The organism is Actinomadura rupiterrae (genome assembly GCF_024172125.1).
Classification (GTDB): Bacteria; Actinomycetota; Actinomycetes; order Streptosporangiales; family Streptosporangiaceae; genus Spirillospora; species Spirillospora rupiterrae.
The window spans coordinates 506,122-526,898 of sequence record NZ_JAMZEA010000007.1 but is presented as its reverse complement, the minus strand read 5'-3'; the positions used below and the strand labels follow the sequence as shown (position 1 = coordinate 526,898).

18 protein-coding genes are annotated in these 20,777 nt (G+C 71.1%); 6 read left to right on the top strand and 12 right to left on the bottom strand.

Translation table 11 applies throughout. The features are described from left to right. Window positions 1-117 precede the first annotated feature (117 nt). A complete protein-coding gene (gene sodN / locus FHU30_RS26760) occupies window positions 118-519 on the bottom strand; it encodes a superoxide dismutase, Ni (protein ID WP_308211407.1) in 402 nt (133 codons plus the stop codon). A gap of 167 nt (window positions 520-686) precedes the next feature. Between sodN and FHU30_RS26755 the strand changes: the two genes are divergently transcribed. After that, complete coding sequence (locus FHU30_RS26755) at window positions 687-1,112, top strand: S24 family peptidase (protein ID WP_253879426.1); 426 nt, start codon at window positions 687-689, stop codon at window positions 1,110-1,112. A 125-nt stretch (window positions 1,113-1,237) separates the two neighbouring features. Here FHU30_RS26755 and FHU30_RS26750 read toward each other — a convergent pair whose 3' ends face one another. Then, window positions 1,238-1,834 carry a CGNR zinc finger domain-containing protein gene (locus FHU30_RS26750; protein ID WP_253879424.1) on the bottom strand — a complete coding sequence of 199 codons (597 nt, stop codon included), beginning with the start codon at window positions 1,832-1,834 and terminating at the stop codon, window positions 1,238-1,240. A gap of 309 nt (window positions 1,835-2,143) precedes the next feature. Then, complete coding sequence (locus tag FHU30_RS26745) at window positions 2,144-3,343, bottom strand: NAD(P)-dependent malic enzyme (protein ID WP_253879422.1); 1,200 nt, start codon at window positions 3,341-3,343, stop codon at window positions 2,144-2,146. Between the two features lie 425 nt (window positions 3,344-3,768). Here FHU30_RS26745 and FHU30_RS26740 point away from each other — a divergent pair, with 425 nt between their 5' ends. From FHU30_RS26740 to FHU30_RS26720, 5 genes are all read left to right on the top strand, one after another. Further along, entirely contained in the window at window positions 3,769-4,731 is a 963-nt protein-coding gene (locus FHU30_RS26740; RefSeq protein ID WP_253879420.1) for an ABC transporter substrate-binding protein, read from the top strand. A 4-nt stretch (window positions 4,732-4,735) separates the two neighbouring features. Then, window positions 4,736-5,659 (top strand): amino acid ABC transporter permease, encoded by a 924-nt coding sequence (locus tag FHU30_RS26735; RefSeq protein ID WP_253879418.1) that lies wholly within the window; start codon window positions 4,736-4,738, stop codon window positions 5,657-5,659. Next, window positions 5,659-6,468, top strand: a complete 810-nt coding sequence (locus tag FHU30_RS26730) for an amino acid ABC transporter ATP-binding protein (RefSeq protein WP_301323640.1) — start codon at window positions 5,659-5,661, stop codon at window positions 6,466-6,468. The genes FHU30_RS26735 and FHU30_RS26730 overlap by 1 nt, the downstream gene beginning before the upstream one ends. 242 nt (window positions 6,469-6,710) lie before the next feature. Further along, window positions 6,711-9,953, top strand: coding sequence for an NACHT domain-containing protein (locus FHU30_RS26725; protein WP_253879417.1), 3,243 nt, complete (start codon window positions 6,711-6,713; stop codon window positions 9,951-9,953). 22 nt (window positions 9,954-9,975) lie between these two features. Beyond that, on the top strand, window positions 9,976-10,944 hold the full coding sequence (locus tag FHU30_RS26720; RefSeq protein ID WP_253879415.1) for a zinc-binding dehydrogenase: 969 nt from the start codon (window positions 9,976-9,978) through the stop codon (window positions 10,942-10,944). Here FHU30_RS26720 and FHU30_RS26715 read toward each other — a convergent pair. From FHU30_RS26715 to FHU30_RS26675, 9 genes are all read right to left on the bottom strand, one after another. Continuing rightward, complete coding sequence (locus tag FHU30_RS26715) at window positions 10,934-12,043, bottom strand: methyltransferase (RefSeq protein ID WP_253879413.1); 1,110 nt, start codon at window positions 12,041-12,043, stop codon at window positions 10,934-10,936. The two genes, FHU30_RS26720 and FHU30_RS26715, sit on opposite strands and share 11 nt — an antisense overlap. 3 nt (window positions 12,044-12,046) lie before the next feature. Continuing rightward, a complete protein-coding gene (locus tag FHU30_RS26710) occupies window positions 12,047-12,382 on the bottom strand; it encodes a helix-turn-helix domain-containing protein (protein ID WP_253879412.1) in 336 nt (111 codons plus the stop codon). Continuing rightward, entirely contained in the window at window positions 12,379-12,753 is a 375-nt protein-coding gene (locus FHU30_RS26705) for a type II toxin-antitoxin system RelE/ParE family toxin (protein WP_253879410.1), read from the bottom strand. The genes FHU30_RS26710 and FHU30_RS26705 overlap by 4 nt, the downstream gene beginning before the upstream one ends. 134 nt (window positions 12,754-12,887) lie before the next feature. Then, window positions 12,888-13,661, bottom strand: coding sequence for a PadR family transcriptional regulator (locus FHU30_RS26700; RefSeq protein WP_253879409.1), 774 nt, complete (start codon window positions 13,659-13,661; stop codon window positions 12,888-12,890). Window positions 13,662-13,671: 10 nt separating this feature from the next. Then, window positions 13,672-14,478, bottom strand: a complete 807-nt coding sequence (locus FHU30_RS26695) for a DUF4097 family beta strand repeat-containing protein (protein ID WP_253879408.1) — start codon at window positions 14,476-14,478, stop codon at window positions 13,672-13,674. A 134-nt stretch (window positions 14,479-14,612) separates the two neighbouring features. After that, entirely contained in the window at window positions 14,613-14,798 is a 186-nt protein-coding gene (locus FHU30_RS26690; RefSeq protein WP_117361200.1) for a DUF6104 family protein, read from the bottom strand. A gap of 69 nt (window positions 14,799-14,867) precedes the next feature. Continuing rightward, the gene (locus FHU30_RS26685) at window positions 14,868-18,566 is read right to left on the bottom strand and encodes a multifunctional oxoglutarate decarboxylase/oxoglutarate dehydrogenase thiamine pyrophosphate-binding subunit/dihydrolipoyllysine-residue succinyltransferase subunit (protein WP_253879406.1); all 3,699 of its coding nucleotides are present in this window, start codon (window positions 18,564-18,566) and stop codon (window positions 14,868-14,870) included. A gap of 254 nt (window positions 18,567-18,820) precedes the next feature. Beyond that, window positions 18,821-19,492, bottom strand: coding sequence for an AIM24 family protein (locus FHU30_RS26680; RefSeq protein WP_253879405.1), 672 nt, complete (start codon window positions 19,490-19,492; stop codon window positions 18,821-18,823). A 215-nt stretch (window positions 19,493-19,707) separates the two neighbouring features. Beyond that, on the bottom strand, window positions 19,708-20,676 hold the full coding sequence (locus FHU30_RS26675) for a glutathione S-transferase family protein (protein WP_253879404.1): 969 nt from the start codon (window positions 20,674-20,676) through the stop codon (window positions 19,708-19,710). Between the last annotated feature and the right edge of the window lie 101 nt (window positions 20,677-20,777).

Sequence of the window (20,777 nt, the reverse complement as noted above, 5' to 3'; positions counted from 1 at the left end):
AGTTCTCCCAACGCTGCCACCCCACACTGGCAACATCTGCCGGAGGCGGCCCGGACGGCACGAGGCCCGCCCTCCCCAGCCGCAGGGGAGGACGGGCCTCGTCAGGAGGTCGGCAGGTCAGCCCTGCTTGGTCTCCCAGAAGATCTTGTCGATCTCGGCGATTTTCTCCAGCAGCTTGTCGGCGGCCTCGGCGTCGAGGCTGCCCTTGGTGCCGCCGGCGCCGGCCAGCTTGGTGGCCTCGTTGAACAGCGTGTGGAGCTGCGGGTACTTCTCGAAGTGCGGCGGCTTGAAGTAGTCGGTCCAGAGCACCCAGAGGTGCTCCTTGACCAGCTGGGACCGCTGCTCCTTGATCACAATGGCGCGCGCGCGGAACGCCGGGTCCTCGTTGGCGTTGTACTTCTCGATGATCGCCTTGACGGACTCGGCCTCGATCCGGGCCTGCGCCGGGTCGTAGACGCCGCACGGCAGGTCGCAGTGGGCGGAGACCGTGGTCTTCGGGCGCAGAAGGTTGACCAGCACCTGCGTTCCCTTCCCTCGATATCGGATCATGCTCAGGGCACCGACATTACTCTTGTGCCCGGTGGCGCGTTCGGCCAGGGCTCTCGGTCTTTGGGCGTAGGTCCCCGATCCGGGCGCGTCCATGCGTGCGGGGGCCCGCGCGCCGAGCGACGAGGCGAGGAGAGTCGATGCGGATGCGTCCCGGACGCGCGGCGGGGACGGCCGGGGCGTGCGTCGCCGCGGCGGGGCTCGCGGCGGTGGCATGGCGGCGCAGCGGGCTGCTCGCGGTCGCGGTGACCGGCGAGTCCATGCTGCCGGCGCTGCGCGCGGGGGACTGGCTGCTGGTCAGGGCGGGCGCGCCCGTGCGGGGCGGCGACGCCGTCGTCGCGCGGCACCCCTGGAACGAGGACCAGCTCATCGTGAAGCGCGCCGTCCGCGAGGAGTCGGGCGGCTGGTGGCTGGAGAGCGACAACCAGCGCGCGCACGGACGCCAGGACAGCTGGGACTTCGACGCCGTCCCGCACCGCCTGGTGCTCGGCCCGGTCGTCGCCCGCTACTGGCCCGTCACCCGCGCCGGCCTCCTCACCGCCCCGCCCCCTCCCAGATTGCCCTGACCCGCAGCCCCGGCGACGGCCCGCGGGCACTGCTTCCGGAGGGCCGTCAAACGCACCGCTTTGAGGTCGGCGCCTGCCCTGCGGCCTGCCTTCCTGCCAGCGTTGTGCCTTCGGGCCGGTCGGGGTCAGGGGCGGTGGGCGGGGGTTATGCCTCGGGGTGGGGTGTCGAGGTCGGCGCTGACGCGGGGGCGTGGGGGGACGCCGGCGGCCGCGGCGGCGGACGTGCGGCGCGCCGCGCACTCGGCGGAGCAGTAGCGGCCGGAACGTTCCCCGGGGGCGGCCAGGAAGGCGCGGCCGCAGGTCTCGGCGGCGCACAGGCGGAGCCGGTCGATGCCTTGCTCGGCGACCCGGACGGCGAGGCCCATCGCGGCGCGTGCCGCGAAGACGTCGGGGATCGCGCCGCTGTCGTTGAGGTGGAGGTGCCAGTCCTGGCCGTCGTGCGCGGACAGCTGGGGGTGGACGGGGTGCTGGATGAGCAGCTCGTTCAGCAGGTCGGCGGCCAGCTCGGGCTCGCCCCGGGCGGACGCGGCGAAGACGGCCCGGAGCTGGGCGCGCAGCTGGCGCATGGCGTCCAGGTCGTGGGGCCGGGGACGGCCGCCGAGGTGCGGGCGCCCGGCGAGCAGCTCGCGGAGCCCGTTGACGTCGCGCAGCCGGTCACCGCCGGCGCGGTGGTCGCTGTTCACCAGAATGATCGCCAGATCGGCGTACGAAGCAAGGTCCACGTGCACTCCTGCCGGAGTAGACCCGATGGTGCGATTCGCCGTACTGCATTCCCCCGTGCCGAGCATTACACCTCGGACGGCACCTGTTCGTGGCCGGAAAGGGGAAATCATTCGGTGTCGAGCATCCGAAACCGGTGATTTGTTCGTCGGGCACTCCGGACACGGCAAAAATCTCCGGCGTTATGGCCATGGCCGTATCCGGGAATGCGGACGGCCCGCTCTCCGGGTGCGGAGAGCGGGCCGTCCAGGAAATACGTGGTCAGGCCATATGCGAGGGTTGTACGGAGTGCGTGCCCGCGCGGCGGGCGGTCAGGAGCGGGCGACGCCGTCGGCCCGGGCCGCGGCGGCCACGGCCGAGGTGACGGCCGGGGCGACGCGCGGGTCGAACGGGCCGGGGATCACGTAGTCGGCGGTCAGGTCGTCCCCGACGATCGCGGCGAGCGCGTCGGCGGCGGCGAGCTTCATGCCCTCGGTGATGGTGTGCGCGTTGGCGTCGAACGCGCCCCGGAAGATGCCCGGGAAGGCGAGCACGTTGTTGATCTGGTTCGGGAAGTCGCTGCGCCCGGTGGCCACCACGCGGGCGTGCCGGCGGGCGATCTCGGGGTGCACCTCGGGCGTCGGGTTCGACAGCGCGAACACGATCGCGTCGTCGCTCATCGTCGCCACGCAGGACTCCTGGACGGTGCTGCCGGACAGGCCGATGAACACGTCCGCGCCGCGCAGCGCCTCCTCGGTGGAGCCGGTCAGCCGGGACCGGTTGGTGATCTCGGCGATCCGCTGCTTCACCGGGTTCAGGCCGTCCCGGCCCTGGTAGATGAGGCCCTTGCTGTCGGACAGCGCGATGTCGCCGATGCCCGCCTCGATCAGGATCCTGGAGACCGCGATGCCGGACGCGCCGGCGCCCGCGACGACCGCGCGCAGGTCCGACAGCGGGCGGCCGACGAGCCGGGCGGCGTTCTTCAGCGCGGCGAGCGCGACCACGGCGGTGCCGTGCTGGTCGTCGTGGAAGACCGGGATGTCGAGGGCGGCGCGGAGCCGGTCCTCGATCTCGAAGCAGCGCGGGGCGCTGATGTCCTCCAGGTTGATGCCGCCGAAGCTCGGCGCCATCCGGATCACCGTCTCGACGATCTCGTCCACGTCGGTGCAGTCCAGGGCGATCGGCACCGAGTCGACCCCGGCGAACTCCTTGAACAGCAGCGACTTGCCCTCCATGACCGGCATGGAGGCGGCCGGGCCGATGTCGCCGAGCCCGAGCACGGCGGTTCCGTCGGTGACCACCGCGACCACCCGGGACGTCCAGGTGTAGTCGCGGGCGAGCTCGGGGTTGTCGGCGATGGCGCTGCAGACGCGCGCGACGCCCGGGGTGTAGGCGAGGGAGAGGTCGTCGGCGTTGCGGACCGGGACCGACGACCGGACCTCCAGCTTGCCGCCCACGTGCAGGGCGAAAGCGGGATCGTCGTTGAGTGAGGCGGTGTGAGAGATGGGATGAGTGATGGGCTCGGCAGCCACAGCGACCCCTGTCAGAGTTTCGGCGATACGGACGATGCCGCCGCGGGTGGCGCCGGTCTGGTGGCCGGTGCCGGTCGGGGTGCATCTCGCGACGTACGGGGGTCACCCGTTGTCCGATTGTGCCACATCGGGCGCGGCCATCCGGGGAACACCCGTGATGGCCTGGGTCACGCGGCCGCGAACGGCCGTGAACGGCCGCGAGCGGCCGCGACCGGGCAGCGAAGGATGGCGCCGAGGGCATGGCGACGTGGCGTGTAATCCCGATCACACACCGTCAATTTACGCGTGTTCATCTGGATTTCGAGCACTGGCTTGTTGTCCGATTGTTTCGGAGCCTTAATCAAGGCCATGCGCACTGTGCGCCAAAATGTGCCTTCCAACCCGGGCCGGGACGCGGTCCGACGAAACGACTTGGAGGGGGACCAGTGAACACCGGTTCTCTGGGACGTCGCACCGCCGCGGCGGGCGCGCTCGTGCTGTCGGCGGCGCTCGCACTCTCGGCCTGTGGCGGGAGCAAGAAGGACACCGGCGCGCAGGGCAAGGACGTCGGTGACATCTTCTCGGCGATCAAGCAGGACCCGGCGCTGCACGACCAGCTGGGCGCCGCGGTCAAGTCGTCCGGCAAGATCGTCGTCGCGACGGACCCGTCCTACGCGCCGAACGAGTTCTTCGGCAACGACAACAAGACCCTGGTCGGGATGGACCTCGACCTCGGCAAGGCGCTCGGCAAGAAGCTCGGCGTCGACTTCGCCTTCACCAAGGCGAGCTTCGACGGGATCATCCCGGGCCTGCAGAGCGGCCAGTACCAGGCGGCGATGTCGTCGATCACCGACAACAAGGAGCGGGAGAAGACGGTCGACTTCGTCACCTACTTCACCGCCGGCACCGCGCTGATGGTCAAGAAGGGCAACCCGGGCGGGCTCAAGCCGGACGACCTGTCGCTGTGCGGCAAGAAGGTCGCGGTCGAGAAGGGCACCGTCCAGCTGGACGAGGTCTCGGCGACCGTGGACGAGAAGAAGGGCACCGGCAGCCGCACCAAGAAGTGCAAGGACGGCGGCAAGTCCGGCCCGACGGGCCAGGCGTTCCCGGACCAGAACGGCGCGAACCTGGCGCTGTCGTCCGGCCGCGCGGACGCGGTGCTGGCCGACTCGCCGGTCATCGACTACGCGGTGAAGCAGTCGAACGGGCAGTTCGAGACCGCGGGCGCGACCTACGACACCGCGCCGTACGGCATCGCGCTGAGCAAGCAGCTCGGCACCACCAAGGACGCCGTGCTGGCCGCGCTGAAGGCGCTGCAGACCGACGGCACCTACAAGAAGATCCTGGAGAAGTGGGGCATCGAGCACGGCGCCCTGGAGACCCCGGGCATCAACCAGGCGCAGAGCTGACCGCATGACGCTGACTGACGAGAACGTGCCGAGGGAGCGGCCCACCGAGATCAGGGCCGTTCCCGTCCGGCACTACGGACGGTGGGTGGCGGCGGCCCTGATCCTGTACATCGCCATCTGGGCGGTGTACAGCGTCGCGAACAACGAGCGGTTCGGCTGGGACACGATCAACGCGTGGTTCTGGGACGGCGCGATCCTCGACGGGATCGTGACGACCCTGGAGCTCACGGTCATCGCCATGCTGATGGGCGTGGTCGGCGGCGTGCTGCTCGCGGTGATGCGGCTGTCGCCGAACCCGCTGATCTCGGGTGTGGCGTGGCTGTACGTATGGGTGTTCCGCGGCACGCCGGTGCTCGTGCAGATCATCCTGTGGTTCTACGTGAAGGCGCTGATCCCGACGTTCTCGCTCGGGATCCCGTTCGGCCCGACGTTCGTCCATTTCAACGCCAACGACCTGATCACCGCGTTCGTCGCGGGCTGCCTGGGCCTGGGGCTGAACGAGGCGGCGTACATGTCGGAGATCGTCCGCGCGGGCATCCTGTCGGTGGACCCGGGGCAGAGCGAGGCGGCGACGGCGCTCGGCATGAGCCGGGCGAAGATCATGCGGCGGGTGGTGCTGCCGCAGGCGATGCGGGTGATCATCCCGCCGACCGGCAACGAGACGATCTCCATGCTGAAGACGTCCTCGCTGGTGTCGGTGATCGCGCTGTCCGACCTGCTGTACTCCGTGCAGATCGTTTACAACCGGACCTACCAGACGATCCCGATGCTGCTGGTGGCGAGCATCTGGTACCTGGTCATGACCTCGATCCTCACGGTCGGGCAGTTCTACCTGGAGCGCTACTTCGGGCGGGGCACCGCGCAGCGGCAGACCATGCTGGAGCGGTTCGTGGCGAACCTGCGGGTCCGCAGCGGGAGGAGGCCCTGATGGCGCTGTCGAAGCCGTCCCCGGAGGCCGGGGCGGGCGCCGAGCCGCCCGAGTTCATGGTCCGGGCCGAGAACGTGCACAAGAGCTTCGGCCGGCTGGAGGTGCTGAAGGGCATCGACCTGGAGGTGCGGCCGGGCGAGGTGATGGTGGTGGTCGGGCCGTCCGGCTCGGGCAAGTCGACGTTCCTGCGCTGCATCAACCACCTGGAGAAGATCAACGGCGGCCGGCTGTGGGTGAACGGCCACCTGGTCGGGTACCGGCAGAAGGGCGACCGGCTGCACGAGATGCGCGACCGCGAGGTCGCCGCGCAGCGCCGGGACATCGGGATGGTGTTCCAGCGGTTCAACCTGTTCCCGCACATGACCGCGCTCGGCAACGTCATGGAGGCGCCGGTCCAGGTGAAGGGGCTGCCGCGGGCGCAGGTCCGCAAGCAGGCGGTCCAGCTGCTGGAGCGGGTCGGGCTGGCGGACAAGACCGACTCCTATCCGAGCCAGCTGTCCGGCGGGCAGCAGCAGCGGGTCGCGATCGCGCGCGCCCTGGCCATGGAGCCCGCGCTGATGCTGTTCGACGAGCCGACGTCCGCGCTCGACCCCGAGCTGGTCGGCGAGGTGCTGGAGGTCATGAAGCAGCTCGCGGTGGACGGCATGACGATGATCGTCGTCACGCACGAGATCGGCTTCGCCCGCGAGGTGGGCGACTCGCTGGTCTTCATGGACGGCGGCGTGGTGGTCGAGAAGGGCCGTCCGCGCGACATCATCGACAACCCGCAGCACCCGCGCACGCAGGACTTCCTGTCGAAGGTCCTTTAAGGGGCCTGTAGCGGACGCGCGCTGAGCGCGGCCTCGGCGGGCGGCCGGAACCGGCCGCTCTCCGGGCCTGTTCCGGACGACGGTCCGTCCCTTTCGGGGCGGGCCGTTTTCGGTTGCGCCGAACCGGTGGCCGAATCGGAGCGTCTGGGGGAGAGTGGCCCCTCGGAGATCATCTCGGGTCGGGGCCGAGGATCGCCGGGGCGGAGACGGGCATCGGTTCTGGGACGGGAGGCGGATCGCCGGTGGGGAAGGGAATCGGGAACGCCTACACCGGCGATCTCGACATCGGCGTCCAGATCGCGAAGGTCGGGCCCGGCGGCACGGTCAACGTCGGCACCTGGTACGAGCTGGACCTGCGGCCGCACCGGCCCGCGCTGCCCCTGCTGCTGACGGGGCCGCCGATCGGGGGCGTGGGGGCGTTCCTGCTCGGCTGGTCCGGCTGGATCGGCGCGGTCGGCGCGGTCCTGGTCGCCTTCGGGCTGATGCTCACCGGGACCGGCGCGTGGTGGTTCTGGCGGAACCGCTGGGAGAAGTGGTCGATCACCGACGACCGGCTGAAGAAGCAGGCCGCCGACCTCGGTCCGGCCGTCCTCGCCGGGTACCGGCGCGAACTGGAGCAGGCGGGCGTGGACCGGGACAGCGCGATCGCCGTCCGGTGGGGCGTGCCGGCGGAGCTGCGGCAGCCGGCCAGCGCCGGGGACTTCCGCCGGTCGGGCGAGTACGGCGAGGCGGCGGACCTGCTGGAGAGCGTGCCGTCCGGGCGGCTGGTCATCCTCGGCCCGCTCGGCGCGGGCAAGTCGGTGCTGGCGACCGCGCTCGCCGTGCAGCTCATGGAGCGCCACCGGAACGGCCCGGTGCCGGTCCTGGTGCCGCTGGCGGGCTGGGTGCCGAGCCGCGAAGGGGTGTTGAAGTGGGCGGCGCGCCGGCTGGCCGCCGCGCATCCCGACCTCGGACGGTCCGTCGCCGACGCGCGGCTGGTCGCGGCCGGGCTGCTGGAGACCGGCCGGGTCATCCCGGTCCTGGACGGCCTGGACGAGATCCCCGCCGAGGCCCGCGCCACCGCGATCGCCGAGTTGAACCGGGTCGGCGCGGCGAAGCTGCCGCTGGTGCTGACGAGCCGTCCGGAGGAGTACACCGGCGCGGTCGAGGCGGCCGGGACGCGGCTGAAGGACGCGGCGGTGGTCGAGCTGCGGCCCCTGGTCGCGGGCCAGATCCTCGCCTCGCTGCCGACCGCCGACGACGGCACCGGCGCGGACGAGCGCTGGCGGCCCGTGGTGGAGGCGCTGGAGAGCGGCGACGCCGAACCCGTGCGGGAGGCGCTGGCGTCCCCGCTGATGGTCGGGCTGGCGCGCGCCGCCTACGGCCGTCCGGACGACGACCCGTCCGAGCTTCTGGACCTGGACGACGCGGAGAGCGTCGAGAACCGGCTGCTGGACCGGTTCGTCCCGTCCGCGTACGCCGATGCGGACGAGGAGCGCGCCGAGAACGCGCGCGGCTGGCTCGGCTACCTGGCCTGGCGGCTGCGCGAGAACGACGAGAACGACCTGGAGTGGTGGCGGCTCGACGAGGCGGTCCCGGCGACCGTCCGGGCGCTGGCCCCCGCGTCCGCGCTGCTCGCGGCGGCGGTGTCGGTCTGGGCGCTCGGCTACCGCATCCCGCACAAGTACTGGATCGCGCGGCAGCTGGCCCCGGACGCGACGTGGGTGGCGGTCTGGGCGATGTTCCCGATCCTCGCCTACTTCGGCCTCCTGGCGTGGTCGCAGATCGCGCGCGAGGGCTGGCTCATCCCGCCGCACCGGCTGCGCGGTCCGGGCGAGGTGCGGCGGGAGCTGAAGCGGCGCGGCGCGGGCACGGGCGGCCTGATCGCGCTGCCGCTGGCCGCGGTCGGCTTCGCCGCCCTCGGGATCTGGCTGGACGGTCTGCTCGGTCGTTTCGCCGCCGCCTCGCTGGTGCTGGTCGCAGTGATGCTGGCATGGGGCTTCGCGTGGCGGTTCAGCGTCGCGTCCGACCCGGCGGAGGAGTCGGGACCGCCCGGGATGGTGCGCGCGGACGGGCGCGCGGCGTTCGTGCTCGGCTGGGAGCGCGTCCTGGTGGACGTGTGGCCGCTGCCGCTGTTCCTGGCCACGCCGGCGCTGCTCGCGCTGCGCTGGGAGCCCAGGCTCGACCCGGCCGCGCTCGGGCCCGCGTTCCTGCTCGACATGGCCGTCCTCTGGTACGCCGGGGTCGTGCTGTCGTCCTGGGGGCGGTTCCGGGTGGCGCACGCGTGGCTGATGCTGCGCCACCGGGTCCCGCACGACCTCATCGGGTTCCTGGAGGACGCGCGGGAGCGCGGCGTCCTGCGGCAGTCGGGCGGCGGCTACCGGTTCCGGCACGGCGCGCTGCGCGACCGGCTCGCCGAGGCCTACGTCAGGGAGGCGAAGCGTCCGCCGCGTCCGCAGACCGAACCGCGGGTGCTCTGGGACGGGCGGCGGATGCTCGCCTTGGAGATCTTCTGCCTGGTGCTGTTCTACCTGGTCGTGCTGCCCGGGGCGGACGGCGGGCACGTCGTCGGCTTCTTCAGGTGGGGCACGGGTGACCACGGCGGGCACTGGAAGAACACGTGCGCGATGCTCCGTCCGGGGCTCGGCGGCCTCTTCTCCCAGCCGGTCGAGGCACGGGGCCGCAAGAAGACGATCTGCGACATCGTCGAGGGCGACCCGTTCCGGCCGGACCTGCGCGCCACCTTCGAGATCTCGTCGGCGGCGACCATCAGCAGCGACCCGAACCAGACCGGCACGGTCGACGTGCAGCCGAACAGCCGAGCCGAGATCAGCAAGTCCGGGCCGTTCAGGGCCGAGTCCGGGGCGACCTGGGGAGGCGACAACTACTCCCTGGTGCTGTGGAGCGAGGCGCAGGACCGCGAGCTGGGTCCGCGGGCGCGGTACGCCCTCGACCTGGCGCTCGCCCATGCCTTCGACGACCCGAAGAAGGCCCAGTACCGCGTCCAGGACGCCCCGCCTGGGCCGCTGCCCACCCCGTCCGATCCCCGGTTCGCGCTGTACGACCGGAAGCGTCCCGCGCGGATCGTGACCGGGCCGACCTGGGCGACGGGGGACCGGTCGCGGCTCTGGGCCCTGGACGGGCTCGGGTTCGCCTTCCGGGGCCCGGTGTTCGGCCAGTGCATCAGGGACGGCGGCCGCTGGTTCTGCGTGCAGCCGCAGGACATGCCGTCCGGGGCGAAGGCCGGGCCGTTCCAGCTGGAGATCGAGCAGCGACCGTGCGCGGGCGCGTGCCCGCCGCCGGCGCGTCCCGACTCGGGCGCCGACTGGCGGCAGCACGACGCGGGCACCTGGTACGCCGAGCGCTGGGACGGCCACGCCTACACGCTCGACGTGCACGCCGTCCGCGCCGGCAAGGCCCTGGACGTCCGCGTCGCGACCACCGACACGCTGGCCGACGTCGCCCGCAAGACCGCCAACGACATATCCGCCCAGTCGTCGCGGTAAGCGCCCCCTTTAGGGTGGCGGCATGTTCGCTGTCACGGCCACGAGCCTCGATGCAGACCAGCCCCTGACCGGCCTCACGCTCGGCGAGCGCCCCGACCCGGACGTCCCGGACGGCTGGACGACCGTCACGGTCAAGGCCGCCGCGCTCAACCACCACGACCTGTGGTCGCTGCGCGGGATCGGCCTCCCCGCCGACCGGCTCCCGATGATCCTCGGCTGCGACGCGTCCGGCGTGGACGAGGACGGCAACGAGGTCATCGTCCACGCGGTGATCGGGGACCCGGCGCGCGGCGGCGGCGACGAGACCCTCGACCCGAAGCGGACGCTGCTGTCGGAGTCCCACCCCGGGACGTTCGCCGAGAAGGTCGCGGTGCCGCGCCGGAACCTGGTGCCGAAGCCCGCCGGGCTGTCCTTCGAGGAGGCGGCCTGCCTGCCCACCTCGTGGCTGACCGCCTACCGGATGCTGTTCGAGAAGGCCGGGCTGGAGCCCGGCGCGTCCGTGCTGGTACAGGGCGCGGGCGGCGGCGTCGCGACCGCGCTGATCGCGCTCGGCTCGGCGGCGGGCTACCGCGTGTACGCGACGAGCCGCAGCGAGTCCAAGCGCAAGCGGGCGGTGGAGCTCGGCGCGGCCGAGGCGTTCGAGCCGGGCGCGCGGCTGCCCGAGCGGGTGGACGCGGTGCTGGAGACGGTCGGCCAGGCCACCTGGGCGCACTCGCTGAAGTCGCTGCGCCCCGGCGGCCGGATCGTGGTGTCCGGCGCGACCAGCGGCCAGCTGCCCCCGGCCGAGCTGAACCGGGTGTTCTTCCTCCAGCTGTCGGTCACCGGCTCGACCATGGGCACCCGCGACCAGCTCGAACGCCTCGCCCGGTTCCTGGTGAACAGCGGCGTCCGGCCGCGGATCGACCGCGTCCTGCCGCTCACCGAGGCCCGCGAGGGCTTCGCCGCGATGGCCGAGGGCGACCTCTTCGGCAAGATCGTCTTCACGCTCTGACGGCGAGCCGCCAGAGCGAGGTGACCTCCGCCGCGCGGGCGGCGTGCAGCGGGTCGGCGGCGTCCGCGGCGCGCGGGTGGACGGGCTTGGCGTCGAGCCGGCCCGCCACCCGCAGCCCTGCCCGCTCGAACCGCGCCAGCAGCTCCGCACGCGTCCGCAGGCCCAGGTGCTCGGCCAGGTCGGACAGCACCAGCCAGCCCTCGCCACCCGGCACGAGATGCGCGCCGAGCCGGTCGAGGAACCCGTGCAGCATCCGCCCGCCCGGGTCGTAGACCGCGCGGTCGAGCCCCGACACCGCCTTGCCCGGAAGCCACGGCGGATTGCACACCACGACGTCCGCGCGCCCGCGCGGGAACAGGTCGGCCTGCTCGACCCGGACGTCCAGCCCAAGCCGCTCGACGTTCTCCCGCGCGCACACGAGCGCCCGCTCGTCCATGTCGGTCGCCACGACCGTCCCGACACCCCGCCGGGCCAGCACGGCGGCGAGCACACCCGTCCCGGTGCCGATGTCGAACGCGACGTCCGTCCCCGGCAGCGGCGCCTGCGCGACCAGCTCGACGTACTCCTGCCGCGTAGGAGCGAACACCCCGTAATGCGGATGGATCCGCCCACCCACCGCGGGCACCGCGACCCCCTGCTCGCGCCACTGCTCAGCCCCGAGGATCCCCAGAAGCTCCCGCAACGGCATCAGCGAAGGCTCACCAGGCTCGTAAACCCGCCCGACCGCCACCCGCACATCCGGCGCCCTACGCAACACCACCGCATTCTCAGCATCCAACGGCACAACCAACCGCGACAGCAGCCGCACCTCGCGCGTCCGCGCCTCCCGGGACGCGTAGAAGACGGCCCGCGCATCGTCGCCCTTCGGCGTCTTGGCGTCCTTCCGCACCCGCCGCCCAAGCGCACTCAGCACCTGCCGAGCATTGTGGAAGTCCCCGCGCCACAGCAGCGTCGTCCCCTGCCTGACCAGGCGGTACGCCGCATCGGCGGTGAGTTCGTCGTCGACTGCGACGACGTTCTCAGGAGGCGGCCAGCCGCCCTCGCACAGCCACCTTCCGCTCAGTTCTCCGCCGTCCACGGCCGAGTGCACATGCGCCACGCGTCAGGCCGCGTTCGGATCCGCGCCGCGCAGGATGTAGACGTCATCCCCGAACACGGCGTTCACCTGCAGCTCACCGCCCAGCGCATGGACGTACCGGGCGATGGCCTCCACGGTCGCGACCTCGCCCCGCTCGATCTGCGAGACACGCCCCTTCGTCACACCCATGCGCTCGGCGACGTCCATCTGCGTCAGCTCCAGCACCTTACGCCGCTCCGCCAGCCGATACCCGTCGATGTACGCCTGGACCCGCCTGCCCGCCTCGGCGACGGCCTCCTCGCCGCCGGCGGCCGCCACGACCTCCTCGCGGATGTCGCTCCACTTCTCGAAGCCGGTCACTCCCGCCCCTCCTTCTCGGCCTGGCGTTCCTTGAGGTACTGCCCGAACAGCTCCTCGGCCTGAGGAATCATCCGCCGGTACCATCCGCTCCAGTCGCCTGACTTGTCCCCGCCGACCAGCATGATGGCCGATCGCCACGGGTCGAAGGCGAAGAGGATCCTGATCTCGGAGTTTCCGGCGGAGCCGGGCCGCAACTCCTTCAGATTGTGGATCCGTGACCCTTCGATCCGGTCGACCATCGGCCGTCCCAGGACCGGGCCGCCTTCGGCGAGCCGGTCGAGGGACCAGATGATCTGACGTCGTGTCGACGCGTCCTGGCCGTCGAACCAGCGGCGCCACTCATGCGTGACTCTGATCTCCCACTCCTCCATGCGGCGGAGTTTAGGAAGCACTCTACTTGGGGCGCAGGCGTATCGCCATATTGAGTGACAGTATTGCTGCGCTGGGTAACCAAGAATCTACTTGCGCCCGCTACCCCCTTGACTGACCTGCAGCGTTGCCCGGGTCAGTCGTGGGGGTGGAAGCGGTTGTGGAGGCGGGTGCGGGTTTCGGTTAGGAGGGTTTCTATGGCGGCCAGGTCGGCTTCGGAGAGGGAGGCCTTCTTGGCGTCCTTGCGGACGTCCTCGACGAAGCGGCGCATGAGGCGTTCGAGCTTGAGGCGGGCCACCTCGTCGGTGGAGCCGGTGACGTTGCGCCAGGCGTCCTCCCAGTTGAGGCGCCACTCCTCCTTCCAGGCCTCCTTCTGCTCGCGCCAGTACTCCTTCTGGCGGCGCCACTCGTCCTTCTGGCGCTCGGTGGCCTCCTTCCAGTGCTCCTTCTGCCGCTTCCACTCCTCCTTCTGCTGCTGGGTGGCCTCCTTCCACGCCTCCTTGGACGCGGCGTTGCCCGGGTCGCGCATGGTGCGGGCGGCGGCGGTCAGCTCCTCGCGCAGGGACCGGACGGTCTGCCGGACGTCCTGCTGCACCTCGCGGGCGAACTCCTGCGCGGACGCGGTGATCTCGTCCTCCAGCTCGGCCAGCTCGTCCATCCGGCGCTCCAGCTCGGCGCGGCCCTTGTCGGTGAGCGAGTAGACCTTCTTGCCCTTGACCACCTCGTGGCTGACCAGGCCCTCGGACTCCAGCCGGGCCAGGCGCGGGTAGATCGTGCCGGGGGACGGCGAGTACACGCCGAGGAAGCGGTCCTGGAGCAGCCGGATGACCTCGTAGCCGTGCCGCGGGGACTCCTCCAGCAGCTTGAGCAGGTACAGCCGGAGGCGGCCATGGCCGAAGACGGGGCTCAACTCGACTCCTTCAGTCTTCCAGGGCGTCGTGCGCGGGCCGGGACAGCAGCGTCACGTTGCCGGAGATGGTGTTGACGGTCAGGTCCGCCGAGCCGTCGCCCAGCTTTCCCGACACCGAGCGCGCGATGGCCCGGTCCTGGCGGGCGAGCTCGGGGAAGGACGCCTCGACGCGTCCGGTGCCGGAGTTCAGCACGACGCGGGTGGAGGCGTGCTCGGGCAGCCGGACGGCCACGTCCGCGGACACGGTCTGGATCTCGGTGCGGCCCTCGCCGCGCAGCTCGACGTCGGCGGAGACGCGGCCGCTGATCGAGCGGGCGGCCAGCCGGTCCAGCGAGCCGCCCGCCAGGGCCAGCTCCCCGGACGCGGAGATGAAGGTGACCCGGCCGTCCAGCCCGGACGCCTCGACGTCGCCCGAGACCGTGTTGGCCTCGATGTCGCCCGCCACGTCGTGCAGCGTCACGTCCCCGGTGGCGGACCGGACCTGGGTGCGGGCGTGGATGCCGGTGATGACGGCGTCCGCGGAGACCAGGTTGAGGCTGACCGGGCAGTCCGCCGGGACGGTCACCGTGACGTGCGCGCTGGCCTTCTGCGTGCGCAGCCAGCTCAGCACGCCCTCGATCAGCTTCTCGTGCGTGATCGCCAGCATCCCGGCCTCGTGCGCCACCTGCAGCGGCGGCCCGTCCACGCTGTCGACGTGCACCGAGGGACGCCCCGTCCCGGCGACCACCGAGACGCTCCCGGCGATCAGCGTGGCCCGCAGCGCCACCACCCCGTCGAATTCGAGCGTGGTCGGCTCGTCGATCGTCCACCGCGACATGGCGCCTCAACCCTCCGTCCGGAAGCAACACCTTACGGGACAACACGATATGTCGCGTCGCCGGAAAGTCAAGATGTATCGCGTTTTTCGGGCGCGTCGTCCCGCCCGCGATGCGGGCCGCCCGGGACGGGCTGCTACTCGTCGTCGGGGTCGTCGTCGTCCAGGCGGGCCATCCAGGTGGCCAGCCGCTCGACCGGCGTCTCGAACTCCGGGTTCAGGTCCACGAACTCGCGCAGCCGCTCGGCCAGCCAGTGGAAGCTCACCGACTCCTCGCCGCGCCGCTCCGCCAGCTCCTCGATGCCCCGGTCCGTGAAGTACATGGTCCTCCCTGCCGCACGGGAAGGGGCCCCGGCGCACCGCGCCGGGACCCCCTCGCCGAACTCGTTCCGCTACTTGTCGCCGAACAGGCGGCCGAGCAGCGCCTCCTGCTCCGCCTGGTGCAGCTTGGCCGAACCGACCGCGGGGGAGGACGACGCCGGGCGCGACACCCGGGTCATCTTCAACCCGTCGATCAGGTGCGGCAGCTTCAGCGCCATGAACGGCCAGGCGCCCATGTTCGCCGGCTCGTCCTGCACCCAGACGACCTCGACGCCCTCGGGGTACTTGGCCAGCTCGGCCTTGATCTCCTCGGCCGGCGCCGGGTAGAGCCGCTCGACCCGCACCACGGCGGTGTCGTTCCGCTCCAGCTTGTCCCGCTGCGCCACCACGTCGTAGTAGATCTTGCCCGAGGTGAGCAGCACCCGCCGCACGCCCGCCGGGTCGATCTCGGCGTTGCGCTCCGGGATCACCGGCTGGAACGCGCCCTCGGTGACCTCGCTGACCGCCGACGTCGCCGCCTTCAGCCGCAGCAGCGACTTCGGCGTGAACACGATGAGCGGCTTGCCCCGGCCCGACAGCACCTGCCAGCGCAGCAGGTGGAAGTAGTTCGCCGGGGTGGTCGGGTAGGCGACCGTCATGTTGTCCTGCGCGCACATCTGCAGGTAGCGCTCGATGCGCGCGGACGAGTGGTCCGGCCCCTGGCCCTCGTAGCCGTGCGGCAGCAGCAGGACGACGCTGGAGCGCTGCCCCCACTTCTGCTCGCCGGACGAGATGTACTCGTCCACGACCGACTGCGCGCCGTTGGCGAAGTCGCCGAACTGCGCCTCCCACGCGACCAGCGCGTTCGGGCGGGTCATGGAGTAGCCGTACTCGAAGCCCATGGCCGCGTACTCGCTGAGCAGCGAGTCGTGCACGTAGAACTTCGAGGTGCCCTGGCCGAACTGCTTGAGCGGCGTGTACTCCTCGCCGGACTTGCGGTCCACCAGCACCGCGTGCCGCTGGCCGAAGGTGCCGCGCCGGGAGTCCTGGCCGACCAGGCGGACCGGGTGGCCGTCGATGAGCAGCGAGCCGAACGCCAGCAGCTCGCCGGTCGCCCAGTCGATCGCGTTGTCGTCGACCGACTGCACGCGGCGCTGCAGGATCGGCTGCAGGCGCGGGTGCACCGAGAAGCCCTCGGGCAGGCTCACCTGCGACTGGATCAGCCGCTTGACCGTCTCGCCGCTGATCGCCGAGCCGGCCGCGGCGTGGTCGATCGGGATGATCTCCTCGACGTCCGGCTTGACCACCGCGCCCGGTTCGAGGGGCTTCTTGGCCGCCTCGCGGGTCTCGGTGAACGCGCGCTCCAGCTGCTCCTGGTAGTCGCGCAGCGCGGCCTCGGCCTCCTCGACCGTGATGTCGCCGCGGCCGATCAGCGCCTCGGTGTAGAGCTTGCGCACCGACCGCTTGGCGTCGATCAGGTCGTACATCAGCGGCTGGGTGAACGAGGGGTTGTCCGACTCGTTGTGGCCCCGGCGCCGGTAGCAGATCATGTCGATGACGACGTCCTTCTTGAACGTCTGGCGGTACTCGAACGCGAGCCTCGCCACCCGGGCGCACGCCTCGGGGTCGTCGCCGTTCACGTGGAAGATCGGCGCCTGGATCATCCGGGCCACGTCGGTGGCGTACACGCTGGACCGCGAGTACTCCGGCGCGGTGGTGAAGCCGACCTGGTTGTTGACCACCACGTGCACCGTGCCGCCGGTGCGGTAGCCGCGCAGCTGCGACAGGTTCAGCGTCTCGGCGACCACGCCCTGGCCGGCGAACGCGGCGTCGCCGTGGATCAGGATCGGCAGGATGGTGAACCCGGCCTCGCCGACATCCAGCAGGTCCTGCTTGGCGCGGACGACGCCCTCCAGCACCGGGTCGACCGTCTCCAGGTGGGACGGGTTGGCGACCAGCTCGGTGTGGATGGTGGCGCCATCGGCGGCGGTGAAGTCGCCCTGCGCGCCCAGGTGGTACTTGACGTCGCCGGAGCCCTGCGCGGACCGCGGGTCGAGGTTGCCCTCGAACTCGCCGAAGATCTGCCCGTAGGACTTGCCGATGATGTTGGCGAGCACGTTCAGCCGGCCGCGGTGCGCCATGCCGACGACGACCTCGTCCAGGTTCTCGGTCGCGGCCGCCCCGATCACCGAGTCGAGCAGCGGGATCAGCGACTCGCCGCCCTCCAGCGAGAACCGCTTCTGCCCGACGTACTTGGTCTGCAGGAACGTCTCGAACGCCTCGGCGCTGTTCAGCCGGCGCAGGATGTGCAGCTGCTCGTCGCGGTTCGGCTTGTCGTGCGGGATCTCGACGCGGGCCTGGATCCAGGCGCGCTCCTCGGGATCCTGGATGTGCATGTACTCGATGCCGATCGTCCGGCAGTAGGCCATGCGCAGCACGCCGAGGATGTCGCGCAGCTTCATGGTCGGCTTGCCGCCGAACCCGCCGGTCGCGAACTCGCGCTCCAGGTCCCACAGGGTCAGGCCGTGCTGCAGGATGTCGAGGTCGGGGTGGCGGCGCTGCTTGTACTCCAGCGGGTCGGTGTCGGCCATCAGGTGGCCGCGGACCCGGTAGGCGTGGATCAGCTCGTGCACGCGCGCGACCTTGGCCACGTCGTCCTCGTGCGTGGCCGAGATGTCCTTCACCCAGCGCACCGGCTCGTACGGGATGCGCAGCGCGGCGAAGATCTCGTCGTAGAAGCCGTCCTCGCCCAGCAGCAGCTGGTGGATCCGGCGCAGGAAGTCGCCGGACTGCGCGCCCTGGATGATCCGGTGGTCGTAGGTCGAGGTCAGCGTCATGACCTTGCTGATCCCCATGCGCGCGAGGGTCTCCTCGGACGCGCCGGAGAACTCGGCCGGGTACTCCATCGCGCCGACGCCGATGATCGTGCCCTGGCCGGGCATCAGCCGCGGCACCGAGTGGACCGTGCCGATGGTGCCGGGGTTGGTCAGCGAGATCGTGGTGCCCTGGAAGTCGTCCAGCGTCAGCTTGTTGCCGCGCGCCTTGCGGACGATCTCCTCGTAGGCCGCCCAGAACTGGCGGAAGTCGAGTGTCTCGGCCGCCTTGACCGACGGGACGACCAGTTGCCGCGTGCCGTCGGGCTTGCTCAGGTCGATCGCGAGGCCGAAGTTCACGTGCTCCGGCCGGACCAGGGTCGGCTTGCCGTCGACCTCGGCGTAGGCGTGGTTCATCTCCGGCATCGAGGCCATCGCCTTGACGATGGCGAACCCGATGAGGTGGGTGAACGAGACCTTGCCGCCGCGGCCGCGCTTGAGGTGGTTGTTGATGACGATGCGGTTGTCGATCAACAGCTTGGCGGGCACCGCGCGCACGGAGGTGGCCGTCGGCACCGACAGGCTCAGGTCCATGTTCTGCGCCGTGCGCGCCGCGACGCCGCGCAGCTTCTCCTGCTCGCCCGCCGGGACGGGCGGGCCGGCGGGCTTGGCCGCCTTCTTCGCGACGGCCTTGCCGTCAGCGCCGGCCTGGGGCTCCGGCGCGGCCGGCGGCGGCGTCGGCGCGGTGGTGGCGCTGTCGGCCGTGGTGGCGCCGCCCGCCGCGGGGGCCGTGGCTACCGGTGGAGACGCGGCCGGCCGGGAGCCCGGCTGGTAGTCCGCGAAGAAGTTCCACCACGCCTCGTCAACGGAGTTGGGGTCTTCGAGGTACTTCTGGTACAGCTCGTCAACCAGCCACTCGTTGGCACCGAAGTCTGTGGTCTTGGGGTCGGCACTGGTTGGCGCTGACTCTGTCGACACGGCGGAGATCGCCCTCTTCCGCAGCTCGCAGGTGAGTTCTGAGACGAGTCAAGGCTACTCGCACTTGGGCGTCCACCATGCCAGCGCGGGGCGCGCTCCGCGGCTCAAGACCCAAAACTGGGGATTTTGCCCAGTATTCAGGGGTTTAATCGGCGACGTTCACCACACCCGTGTCCGCGCAGGTCACGGGTGTGGCGACGGTCTCACCGCCCGGCTCCGACCGGGCCGTCCGGAAGGCGCCCGGCGAAAGTCGATCAGTGCGTGTGCTCGGGCACGGTCGGGCCCTCGCTGGACTGGACGAGCACGAAGCCCTGGCCCTGGAAGGCCAGCTGCATGGCCTCGCCGCTGCCGCGGCCGATCAGCGCGGCGGCCTTCATCGTCCGGTTGACGCCGACCTGGAGGCTGGTGCTCCACGCCACGGCGGCGTCGCCGTCGGCGAAGGTCGGGGCCCGGCCGGCGTCCAGCATGACCGGGGCGCCGTGCGTGTGCACCGCCACCCAGCCGGTGCCGCCGATCGTGGTGTTGAACAGGCCGCCGGACATCATGCCCGCGCCCTGGACCTTCTTGATGTCGGTCTGCAGGTGCGCGTCGTAGGCCAGGATGTTGGCCCCGTTCACGGTGATCTGCTCGTTCTCCAGGTAGAACAGGTGGATGTCCTCGGCGTTGTGCGCGAGGAACAGCAGGCCCTGGCCCTTGGCCCGCATCAGCGGCGCGCCCTCGCCGGTCAGCGCCTTCTTGAGGAACTTCCCGACACCGCCGGCACCCTGGTACTCGAAGTCCATCTGGCCCTGGAAGGCGACCATGGCGCCCTGCCGGGCGATGACGTCCCCGTTGAGGTGGACGCGGAGCATCTTGCCGTTCTGGAGCGTGAAGTGGCCGGGGACGGGCTCGCCCTGGTCCATGTTGTTGAAGAAGGGGCTGCGCATTTTCTGAGGGAGACCTTTCGGAGGGTCTGTTCGTGTGTGTGACGCCGCGGGGGATGCGTCCAGGAGGTGGGCCAGCGTAGTGATCGAACCTGAACGCTCCCTGAAGGTCTCCTCTAAGCGTTTAAGCAGGTGCTTAAGCGGAATCGGGTGAACGGCCCGCTATGTGGTCAGGCAGGTCCGAGCCGGGCGGCGACGAGGGCCCGCGGGTTGTGCGGTCAGGCCGGGCCGAGCTCGGCGCGGTCGTGCGGGGCGGTCCAGTCGACCTCGGGGCCCCTGGGGACGATCCCGGACGGGTTGATCATCTTGTGCGTCCCGTAGTAGTGCCGTTTGATCTGGTCGAAATCGGTCGTCCCGCTGAACTCCGGACGGGAGTAGAGGTCGCGGGCATAGCCCCACAGGTTCGGGTAGTCGACCAGGCGCCGCAGGTTGCATTTGAAATGGCCGTGGTAGACGGCGTCGAAGCGGGCGAGCGTCGGGTAGAGCCGGACGTCGGCCTCGGTGAGCCGGTTCCCGACCAGGTAGCGCCGGTCGGCGAGCAGCTCCTCCAGGCGGTCGAGCGTGGCGAACAGGGCGTCCACGGCCTCGTCGTAGGCGTCCTGCGAGGTGGCGAGCCCGGCCTTGTAGACGCCGTTGTTCACCGTCGCGTAGACCAGCTCGTTCATCCCGTCGATCTCCGGCCGCAGCTCCTCCGGGTAGAGGTCGGGCGCGCCGGGTTTGTGGAACGCGGCGAACTCGGTCTCGAACATCGTCGTGATGTGCGGGAAGTCGTTGGTGACGAGGCGTCCGGTCACGGTGTCCCAGACGCAGGGGACGGTGTAGCGCTTGCCGGTGTACTCGGGGTCGGTGGCCAGGTACAGCTCGGACAGGAAGGTCGCGCCGGTCACCGGGTCGGGCTCGGGGAAGCGCCAGCCGCGCTCGTCCCGGATCGGGTCCACGACGCCGAGCGAGATGGCGTCCTCCAGGCCGAGCAGCCGCCGGACGATCATGCTGCGCTGCGCCCACGGGCAGGCGTAGGACACCAGCAGCCGGTACCGCCCGGCCTCGGCGGGGTAGGGGCCCGGGGCGGCGGTGATCTCCCCGGTGAACCGGTTCGGCTGCCGGACGAACCGGCCCCGCTCGATCTCCTTCGGGACGTCCGAAACCGGCTCCTGCTGCTGCGCCGAGGTGTTCTGCTGCGCGGTCACGTCCGTGGTCCTCTCGGTGGGCGTCACTTCCCGGGACCCCTCCAAAGTAGGGCCTTCCCTGCGACCTCAGAGGGATCCACCAGGATCCGGGCGCTGACTAC